The 9,803-nt window shown below is 57.2% G+C and carries 11 protein-coding genes; 2 read left to right on the forward strand and 9 right to left on the reverse strand.

The genetic code is table 11. The features are described 5' to 3' along the window. From ACXRVY_RS10040 to ACXRVY_RS10055, 4 genes are all read right to left on the reverse strand, one after another. On the reverse strand, positions 1-1,572 hold a 1,572-nt coding region (locus ACXRVY_RS10040; RefSeq protein WP_458237331.1), incomplete at its 3' end, for a hypothetical protein. A gap of 411 nt (positions 1,573-1,983) precedes the next feature. Continuing rightward, positions 1,984-2,613 carry a LysE family translocator gene (locus ACXRVY_RS10045; protein ID WP_223462183.1) on the reverse strand — a complete coding sequence of 210 codons (630 nt, stop codon included), beginning with the start codon at positions 2,611-2,613 and terminating at the stop codon, positions 1,984-1,986. Between the two features lie 140 nt (positions 2,614-2,753). Continuing rightward, positions 2,754-4,103: an NCS2 family permease gene (locus ACXRVY_RS10050; RefSeq protein WP_223462184.1), complete on the reverse strand. Its 1,350-nt coding sequence runs from the start codon at positions 4,101-4,103 to the stop codon at positions 2,754-2,756. 329 nt (positions 4,104-4,432) lie between these two features. Continuing rightward, positions 4,433-4,867 carry a MarR family winged helix-turn-helix transcriptional regulator gene (locus tag ACXRVY_RS10055; protein ID WP_223462185.1) on the reverse strand — a complete coding sequence of 145 codons (435 nt, stop codon included), beginning with the start codon at positions 4,865-4,867 and terminating at the stop codon, positions 4,433-4,435. A gap of 82 nt (positions 4,868-4,949) precedes the next feature. Between ACXRVY_RS10055 and ACXRVY_RS10060 the strand changes: the two genes are divergently transcribed. Continuing rightward, positions 4,950-6,152, forward strand: coding sequence for an aminotransferase-like domain-containing protein (locus tag ACXRVY_RS10060; protein ID WP_223462186.1), 1,203 nt, complete (start codon positions 4,950-4,952; stop codon positions 6,150-6,152). An 80-nt stretch (positions 6,153-6,232) separates the two neighbouring features. Here the strand turns inward: ACXRVY_RS10060 and ACXRVY_RS10065 are convergent, their stop codons facing one another. From ACXRVY_RS10065 to ACXRVY_RS10085, 5 genes are all read right to left on the reverse strand, one after another. Then, a complete protein-coding gene (locus tag ACXRVY_RS10065; RefSeq protein WP_150724597.1) occupies positions 6,233-6,604 on the reverse strand; it encodes a glutathione S-transferase N-terminal domain-containing protein in 372 nt (123 codons plus the stop codon). Positions 6,605-6,708: 104 nt separating this feature from the next. Beyond that, complete coding sequence (gene folE, locus ACXRVY_RS10070; RefSeq protein ID WP_003204506.1) at positions 6,709-7,254, reverse strand: GTP cyclohydrolase I FolE; 546 nt, start codon at positions 7,252-7,254, stop codon at positions 6,709-6,711. A gap of 77 nt (positions 7,255-7,331) precedes the next feature. Further along, the gene (locus tag ACXRVY_RS10075) at positions 7,332-7,889 is read right to left on the reverse strand and encodes a Smr/MutS family protein (protein WP_223462187.1); all 558 of its coding nucleotides are present in this window, start codon (positions 7,887-7,889) and stop codon (positions 7,332-7,334) included. 78 nt (positions 7,890-7,967) lie between these two features. Beyond that, positions 7,968-8,288: a hypothetical protein gene (locus ACXRVY_RS10080; protein WP_223457892.1), complete on the reverse strand. Its 321-nt coding sequence runs from the start codon at positions 8,286-8,288 to the stop codon at positions 7,968-7,970. 131 nt (positions 8,289-8,419) lie between these two features. Further along, positions 8,420-9,010 carry a cysteine hydrolase family protein gene (locus ACXRVY_RS10085; protein WP_223462188.1) on the reverse strand — a complete coding sequence of 197 codons (591 nt, stop codon included), beginning with the start codon at positions 9,008-9,010 and terminating at the stop codon, positions 8,420-8,422. Positions 9,011-9,249: 239 nt separating this feature from the next. Between ACXRVY_RS10085 and prmB the strand changes: the two genes are divergently transcribed. Beyond that, the coding region (prmB, locus tag ACXRVY_RS10090; protein ID WP_458237332.1) for a 50S ribosomal protein L3 N(5)-glutamine methyltransferase at positions 9,250-9,803 on the forward strand (554 nt) is incomplete at its 3' end.

Here is a 9,803-nt window from a genome sequence, read left to right on the forward strand (position 1 = left end):
CATCAATACGTCAGCTTGCTCCGGATGAGCTGTGGGGAAAACGTCATAGCCGTTACGAATCAACAATGTCTGGAACAGTTGCCTGAGACTGGCTTCGTCCGCTGTTGTTTTATAGGCAGCCCATTGTTGTGCAAAGTGCTCGCTATTGAAATCCAGGCGGTATAACTTTTGCCCATCAGAAGGGGAGCGGAATAATAATTCACTCCCCGGTGCGTTTTCAGGTCGAGTCACAGCGAGTAGTTGAATAGGATCGGCAGGTCCGGAATGCCTTTCAGTGCTCTTGTTCTCCCATTGTCGAAGAGTGGCGGATAGTTCCAGCAATGATCGGCTGGAAGGCTTGGATCTTCGCCCGCTGCTGTGTGCAAACAGCTGGTAGGCAACATCCGCTGACGTGATATCACTGAAGTCTTTGAATGAATTTACGACAGACTCGCTAAATGACCTTTCAAACAACGGCGAACTTGACACTGTCCATTGACCATCGGCATTGCGAGAGGCAACAACTGGTTGAAGCCACGGTGTCTCTGCCAATACGCGTTCGAAGTCGTTAAAGGTATCGCCAAACCCAGGTGGCTTGATGACCGCGCGGGATTCGACTTCGTTGTCGAAATCAAAAATCTTGTAATGAAGCTCATTTACCTTGATCGATCCAGTGAGTTCGGCTACCGGGTTTCCCCATGTCAACCACAAATGAGGGTTCGGTTCCCAGGACCTGGTGAAAGATGTGGAACGTTCGGCGCCATGCGCAGTATCGACGGGCTGTTCAAGGCGTGGTCGCTTGCTCGGTCCCGGCCCGGAGTCTTCAGGCTGCCACTGCGATGTTTCGTCGATACGTTCAAGCACGGGCCCATAGGTGTCCAGACTCTTGCTGTCCTTCGCTTGGTATTTCCCTCCCTCCGTTCGAACGACCATGACCGTTGTGTTATTAAACAAATCGACAAACAGCCTTCCGGAAGGGTGTACGCGAATCCCATCCTCACCAGGTGCTGTCAGTGTCCTTGCGAATTTATTCGGAATAATGAGTTCATCGAGGCTTGCTGCCTGGGTTGCAACAGGTTCGCTCCCGTCGGTTTCCTTCGAACCTGGATTGTCGTTTTTTTTCTGCCACAACGGCTTACCGTCGATTTTCGACAATCCCACAACGTAGGGCGAAGCTGTCGCGATCTCGTATTGACCTTTGGCATTTATCTGTATGGCGACATCACCGATATGCTCGATTCGAGCATACAGAAATCCTTGGCTACTGCGTGAAAGTCCAGAATCGCCAAGCAGCATCAGCGAGTTGTCTGGAGACTGTTGGTAAATATTTATATCATCGGGAAACTCAGGCAAAGAACGTACTACAGTCGGAAGATCCGTGATAATGATCGCTGGCTCTTGAGAGGGATTGTTATCTGGATAAATATCGGAAGGACGATTCCCGGGTGTATCGCTTATTGGCCAGTGAAGATCAAGTGAGTCGATAGGGACTCGGCTGCCGGGCAGAGAAGTATGCTCCGAGTCGGGCCGGGTCGTTGTCGACGTATCGTCAGACAAACCGGATGAAGGCGGTTTTTTTGGTGGTTTAGCCATTTTTTTATCCTCGAGTAAATTGCGAATTGGTTACATTGGAATGATTGAGGTCATGTTAAAAAATATGGAAAGACGCTGAATCGAATTTTTAATATCGATGTTCGCGTGTTATGACAAAACCAAAAAGGTCGCGTGCATTCCGGAAGGATGGCAAAGAGTTAAGGAATTTTAGATATACATATATATGCTGTTGTCACAACGTGTTGCGGATTTTAGATAGCACAAGGTAAGACTGCCTGGGGTGTTGCTGAGTATTGCAATTGGCAGGGCGCAAGGAGGAGATACATGGACCTATGTCATTATGATCCATGTGGTGGGGCGGGGTACTGGATAAGTTCTGCCCCCTGAAAACTAAAAGCATCAGGCGGGCAGAACAGGACAAACAGCCGTTACAGATAAAAGTCTAAAGTTTCAGTGACTACTCAGCAAGGACGCGGCACCCGCACCGCCGAACAACCCGGCGCTGATCCGGTTAAACCAACTCTGTCCCTTGCCACTGCGCAAATACCGCGCCGCGCCCTGCGCGCCCAGCCCATAGGCCAATTTGCACAACAGGTCCAGCACCGTCCACGTGGCAATCATCACCAGCAACTGCGGCAGGAACGGCTGTTCGGCACTCAGGAACTGCGGCAGGAATGAGGCAAAAAACAGAATATCTTTCGGATTGCTGGCCCCCAAGACAAATGCGCGCCCGAACAGCGCACGGAAACGCGGCACGGGTGCGGCCTGGGGCACTTCAGCGCCCACCGAGGGCTGGCGCGACTGCTGCCAGCTCTGCCAAGCGAGGTAGAACAGGTACAGCGCGCCGACGATCTTCAGGGCACTGAACAATTGTTCCGAGGCGAGCAACAACGCGCCCAAGCCTAGCGCCGAAGCACTGAGCAAGCAGATCGAAGCAAACACGCCCCCTAGAAACGCCGGGTAAGAACGGCGCAGACCGTAATTCAGACTGTTGCTGATCATTAGCAGCGACAGCGGCCCCGGGATCAGGATCACTATCAGCGCAGCGCCACTGAACAGCAGCCAGGTTTCCAGACTCATCACTTTCCTCCATTTGCACAAAAGCCCCACCCGACGGGGTGAGGCTGTTTGCTGTGGCGCACTTGGTCCGGGCAGCGTTCCGACTATGGATTCCACCCGGTAAGTACGCGTTATCGTTAACGACCTTCGCGAGCTCGCTCCTACAAGAAAATGAACTTGGCGATGAAGATCGCGCAGAGCACCCACAGGCTCACGGAAATTTCCTTGTACTTGCCGGTGCCGGCCTTCAACGCCACGTAGGTGATGAAGCCCAGCGCGATGCCGTCGGCGACCGAGAAGGTCAACGGCATCATGATGGCGGTAACGATTGCCGGGATGCTGTCGGTCGCTTCGTCCCATTCGATGTGGGCCATGCCGCCCATCATCAGCATTGCCACATAAATCAGTGCGCCCGCGGTGGCATAGGCGGGAATCATGCCGGCCAGTGGTGCAAAAAACATTGCCGCTATAAATAGCACACCAACAGTGACTGCGGTAAGACCAGTCCGACCACCAGCGGCCACGCCGGCAGCACTTTCAACATAGCTGGTGACGGGCGGAACACCGACCACGGCGCCGAATACGCTGGAAGCACTGTCGGCTTTCATGGCGCGGGAGAGGTTTTCGATCCGGCCGTCAGCACCCACCAGGTTGGCGCGCTGGGCAACGCCCATCAGGGTGCCGGCGGTGTCGAACATGTGCACGAAGAGGAACGCCAGGACCACGCTGATCATGCTGACGTTGAACACGCCGGCGACGTTCATGGCCATAAAGGTAGGGGAGAGGCTTGGCGGGGCCGACATGATGCCCTCGTAGTGCACCAGCCCAAGGCCCCAACCGGCCAGKGTAACGGTAATGATGCTGATGAGGATCGCGCCGAAGACCTTGTGGTAGCTGAGGATGGCGATCATCAGGAAACACACTGCGGCGAGCAGCGGGCCGGGTTCGCGCAGGGAACCGAGCTTGATCAGGGTGGCCGGGCTATCGACGACGATACCCGCGGTTTTCAAACCGATCAGCCCCAGGAACAAGCCAACACCAGCGCCCATGGCGAAGCGCAGGCTGACCGGGATGCTGTTGAGCAACCATTCGCGGATCCGCGAGAAGGTCAGGATCATGAACAATACACCGGAAACGAACACCGCGCCGAGGGCAGTTTCCCAGTTGTAGCCCATGGTGCCGACTACGGTGTAGGTGAAGAACGCGTTCAGGCCCATGCCCGGTGCCAGGCCGACCGGCCAGTTGGCGTACAGGCCCATCAACAGGCAACCCAGGGCTGCGGCGATGCAGGTGGCGACGAACGCGGCACCGTGATCGATCCCGGCGTCGGCCATGATGTTGGGGTTAACGAAAATGATGTAAGCCATGGTGATGAAGGTTGTCAGACCGGCAATCAGCTCGGTCTTCACCGTGGTGCCGTGCAAGCTGAGTTTGAACAGACGTTCCAGCAAGCCATTGCGTAATGGCGGCGAGAGGTCCAGCGTCGATGCTTCGGATTTGCGGCTTTCCACAGCGAGTACTCCTCAAGAGTTTTATTTTTATTTCCAGGGCCGGATCCGAGAGGGGTGGCAGCGGCCCTTTGAGGTGCTTGCGAATTTGTTGRCCTGTTGGTCAGGAACTCGCACGAAGTGGATTATGCTTTTGTATACAAATAAAGCAAATAATGTTTTGGGTTTTGTCGACGAAATATTTGGCTTTAGGGATATATCGCCTGATAGGACGCCATCGCGGGCAAGCCACGCTCCCACAGGTTTTGTGTCGTTCGCTGACCCTGTGAACGTCGAAGACCCTGTGGGAGCGTGGCTTGCCCGCGATGACTGACTTGAGGACAGGTAGATTTTTACTGGCTTTTCCCCAGCGCCAGATTCACCGCCAACCAGCCATTCACTGCCTGTTCCCCAGCCTCACCAAACACCCGCTCCAGCAATTTCACCTGCTCACGGCGCAGCGCCTGTTCAAACCGCACGCCTTCCGCTGTCAACTCCAGCAGGCGCTTGCGCTTGTCAGTCTCGGACGCAACGCTGTCGACCAGATGCATCTCCAACAATTGCCGCAACGGCATGTTCAGCGCCTGCTTGCTCACGCCGAGCAACGCCAACAGCTCCTTGACGCTCAGGTTCGGATAGCGGGCGATGAAAAACACGATGCGCTGATGCACCCGACTCAGGCCGCGACGTTCGAGCATTTCATCGGCCTTGGCGGTGAAGGCCTGGTAGCCGAAGAAAAACGCTTCCATGGCTTGCTGCTGGGAAAGCGGGCTTTTAAGGTCAAGCATATTGACGTATCCGTTCGGGCTGGCGTAATTTCGGTCAACAAGTTTGACTCATTTTCCACGTGCCTCGCTACCGGTGATCCCCATGGCTTTTTCCGAACGTGTCTCGCGCCTTGAAAGTTCTTTGATCCGTGAAATCCTCGCCGCGGCCCAGCGTCCGCAGATGATGTCGTTTGCTGGCGGTTTGCCGGCCGAAGCCATGCTGCCGAAGGTCGAGTGGAGCGAGATGCCGGTGTCCATCGGCCAATACGGCATGAGCGAAGGCGAACCGGCGTTGCGTGAAGCGTTGGCCGCCGAGGCGCGAACGTTGGGAGTGCCATGTGAGGCAAGCCAGGTACTGGTGGTCAGCGGCTCACAGCAGACCCTCGACCTGGCCGCCAAGCTGTACATCGACAAGGGCACCGAGATCCTGCTCGAAGCGCCGACTTATCTGGCGGCGCTGCAAATATTCAAGCTGTTCGGCGCCGATTGCCTGACCGTGCCGCTGGAGGCTGATGGGCCGAACTTGACGGAGTTACGCGCTCGTCTGGAACAACACCGCCCGGCTTTCATCTACCTGATACCGACCTTCCAGAATCCATCGGCGGTGCGTTACAGCGAAGCCAAACGCGACGCGGTGGCAGCGCTGCTCGATGAGTTCGGCGCCACCCTGATTGAAGACGAGCCTTACCGCGAACTGACCTTCGATGGCAGCAGTGCCACGCCGATTGTCAGTCGCTTGAAAAAGGCCAGCTGGATCTACACCGGTACCGTGTCGAAAACCCTGTTGCCGGGTTTGCGCGTTGGTTACTTGATTGCCAGCCCGGACCTGTTTCCCCATCTGTTGAAACTCAAGCAATCGGCAGACTTGCACACCAATCGGGTCGGCCAGTGGCAGGCGCTGCAATGGATCGGCACCGAGAAATATCAGCAACACCGTAGTGAGTTGCGCGATTTTTATCGGCGGCGTCGGGATGCGTTCCAATCGGCGCTGGAAGCTCATTTCTCCGATCTGGCGGACTGGAACGTGCCGCAGGGCGGGCTGTTTTTCTGGTTGAAACTCAAGGAGCCGCAGGACACCCGCACCTTGCTCGACGCCGCGTTGGCTAATGACGTGGCGTTCATGCCGGGCGAGCCGTTTTTCCCCGAGCCGGATAACCATCCGGGGTATCTGCGGTTGAACTTCAGCCACATTGATCCGGCGCGGCTGGATGAGGGGCTGAGGCGGTTGGCGGCGGTGGTGCGTTCGGGATTTGCGTTGTCTGGGCCGGCCTCATCGCGAGCAAGCTCGCTCCCACAGATTTTGTGAGCGCCACAAAACCACTGTGGGAGCGAGCTTGCTCCGGGCGGCGTTCCGACGATGGCGTCAGTCATAACACCGCAAGCAAATCAGGCTGCCGCGAATCGCTTGTCCAGATAATCAATGATCACCTTGGACTCATACATCCAGGTGGTCTGGCCATTCTCTTCGATGCGCAGGCACGGCACCTTGATCTTGCCGCCTTGCTCCAGCAAGGTCTGGCGATCCTGTTCGTTGTTCTTCGCGTCGCGAAGGGCCACCGGCACATTCAGGCGGCGCAGGGTGCGGCGGGTCTTCACGCAGAACGGACAGGCGTGGAATTGATACAGGGTCAGACCCTTGGCGGCGGATTCGACTTGGGCCTGAGCGGCGGCAGGGCGCTTTTTCTTGCTTGGACGAGTAATGAAGTCGATGAAAATGATCAGTTGGCCAAGGCCGACACGAAGCGCTTTTACGAACACGTTGAAAGCCTCACGGTGATAATGAATAAGGGCGCGCAGCTTACCTGATTTTCTGCGGACGAAAAAAAACCGGCGATGAACGCCGGTTTTCTTCGTGCCGCGAATCACTTGATGAGGCTGAGGAATTCGCTGCGGGTGGCTGCGTTCTCACGGAACTCGCCGAGCATCACCGAGGTGATCATCGACGAATTCTGCTTTTCCACGCCACGCATCATCATGCACATGTGCTTGGCCTCGATCACCACCGCAACGCCCAGGGCGCCGGTGACCTGCTGGACCGCGTCGGCGATCTGGCGGCTGAGGTTTTCCTGGATCTGCAGGCGACGGGCGTACATGTCGACGATCCGCGCCACCTTCGACAGGCCCAGGACCTTGCCGCTCGGGATGTAGGCGACGTGAGCCTTGCCGATGAACGGCAGCAGGTGGTGTTCGCACAACGAGTACAACTCGATGTCCTTGACCAGCACCATTTCGCTGTTGTCGGAGCTGAACAGGGCACCGTTGGTGACCTCTTCCAGTGTCTGTTCATAGCCGCGGCAGAGGTACTGCATGGCTTTGGCGGCACGCTTTGGCGTGTCGAGCAGGCCCTCGCGGGAGACGTCCTCGCCCAGTTGGCCAAGGATCGCGGTGTAATTCTGTTCCAGGGACATGAAACTACCTGTGGGATTTTACGCAAAGGGCAAGGGTACGGTGGCGGACACGACGCTGCAAGCGTGGCGCGTCGGCTTTACTCGTCGCGACCTTCCATCATGGTGCGTTTGAGCATCACATAAACGGCTCCCGCACCGCCGTGTTTCGCCTGGCAGGAGGTGAAGCCGAGCACCTGTGGATGCTGGCGCAGCCAGGTATTGACGTGGCTTTTGATCATCGGCCGCTTGCCATCCAGGCGTACCGCCTTGCCATGGGTGACGCGTACGCAGCGGATTTCGAATTTGGTGGCTTCGGCCAGGAACGCCCAGAGGGTTTCCCGGGCCTTTTCCACGCTCATGCCGTGCAGGTCGAGGCTGCCTTCGAACGGAATCTGTCCGATCTTGAGCTTGCGCATCTGGCTTTCCTGCACGCCATCGCGGGCCCACATCAGCTCGTCTTCAGGGCCGACGTCGATGACGAACTGATCGGACAGCCCGTCTACGGTGGTGGATTCGGTGCGCACGGTGGCCGCTTGGCGCAGCATGGCGATCTGCGTGCGGTCAGCCTTGGGTTTGCCGGTTTCGGCGCGATCGTGCCTGATTGGCTTGACGCCCAGGATCGCGCTTTTGAACAGGGAAAAATCGTCGTCTTGCATGTCAGCCTCCGCGAAGGGCGGCCAGTTTACCCAACTCGAAGCGAATCGGGCGCGACAAAAACGCGTGTGACGCTTGGTTCAGTCGTGTTTTTTCATCAGGTGCGGCGACATGGCCAGTTCCCGCGACTGCCGAGAGCGACGACGGCAACGGCGCCATAGCCAGACACCGAGGTACAGCACGAACAGGCCGATGACCAGGATCACGGCAGCACCGGTGCGGCTTGTGTTCAATTCACCCAGGGCGGGTGCGTGGCCGAGCAGGCTGGCGACACCGGCCATGGCAAGCAGCACGCCGCACATCGCCAGCAACGCCGCGAACGTCGCGCCGATTCGAAAACGCCAGTTGCTTTGGCCTTTGGGCCGCAAGCGGCGAGCGTCAAAACCATCGGATAACTTCATTCCGACCTTCCTCAATGGGTATCGGCCCTTCGACCGGGAGTTGACCGGGATGTTCCTGAGGCTAAGACAATTACGGCAATTGAGAGGCTTTTGCGGATGAGCGGCATTCCAGGCCGCTCATTGAGCCTCGATCAGATCAGTTCACGGGTCAGCGCGAGGGTGGCGAAGTTGTCCCCCATGATCGCCATTTCGGTCTGATGAACGTGTTCGGCGCTGAGCACGCCGCCCTTGTAAGGCAAATCGCGAGTGGCGCAGGCATCTTCAATGAGTGTGCAGCGGAAGCCAAGGTTCTTCGCTGCGCGCACGGTGGTGCTGACGCTGGAGTGACTCATGAAACCGCAGACGATCAAGTCGAGGGCGCCGAGGTCTTCCAGGCGTTTGGCCAGTTCGGTGCCGTGGAATGCGCTTGGCAGCAATTTACCGATGACGGTCTCGTCACTCTGTGGCTCCAGGTCCGGAATGAATTCACCACCGACGCCTTGCGGGTTGAACATTCCGCCGAGGGTGCCGAGATGGCGGACATGCACGATCGGCCGGCCGGCGGCACGGGCAGCGGCGAGCAATTGCTTGATGTTCGCGACGGCCTCATCCATGCCGCTGAGGGCCAGTGGCCCGCTCAAATATTCTTTCTGGGCATCGATGATGATAAGGGTCGCATGGCTCAGTTTGGCTGCCGGATAACCGCGGCCGCTGAGTTGAAACATCGTTTTTGGAACGGACATTCTGGGGCTCCTTGGAGTGGGGCTTTTGCGACATTGTCCTCTGGCTGAGCGGTTCTGTGAATCGCTACGATCGTAGATGCCGTCGTTGCTGGCCTGTAGCCTTGTCAATAGTCGCGTTTTGTTCAATAGCCTGGCGAAAAAACGGATAACTCCTACATTTGAATCGGTAGTTTTCCCGCGTCGTCGTGACGCCGTTTGACTGGTAGAATCGCCCGTCGATTTTTCTGGAGTTTGCCGTCGTGATCACTTCCCGCCTTCGCACCCTGCGTGACCATATCCGTTGGGCCGTCAGCCGCTTCCATGGGGAGGATCTGTTTTTCGGCCATGGCACCGACAATGCCTGGGACGAAGCCCGGCAATTGGTGTTGGGTGCGCTGCACCTGCCGTGGGAAATCGCCGACAGCTACCTCGACTGCAATCTGGAAGAAGAGGAAGTCGTTCACCTGCAGCTTTTGCTCAAACGCCGTATCGAAGATCGGGTGCCTACCGCTTATCTGCTGGGCGAGGCCTGGTTCTGTGGCATGTCGTTCATCGTCGATGAGCGTGTGTTGATCCCGCGTTCACCCATCGGCGAGTTGATCGAAAATCGTTTTACTCCATGGCTGGCTAACGAGCCGGCGCGAATTCTCGACCTGTGCACCGGTTCCGGTTGCATCGGTATCGCCTGCGCCTACGAGTTCCAGCATGCCGAGGTGGTTTTGGCGGACCTGTCGTTCGAAGCGCTGGAAGTGGCCAATCAGAACATCGAGCGCCATGGTGTCGATGAGCGTGTGTACACGGTGCAGGGCGACGG

The sequence above is a fragment of the Pseudomonas sp. P5_A2_2 genome, assembly GCF_054177685.1.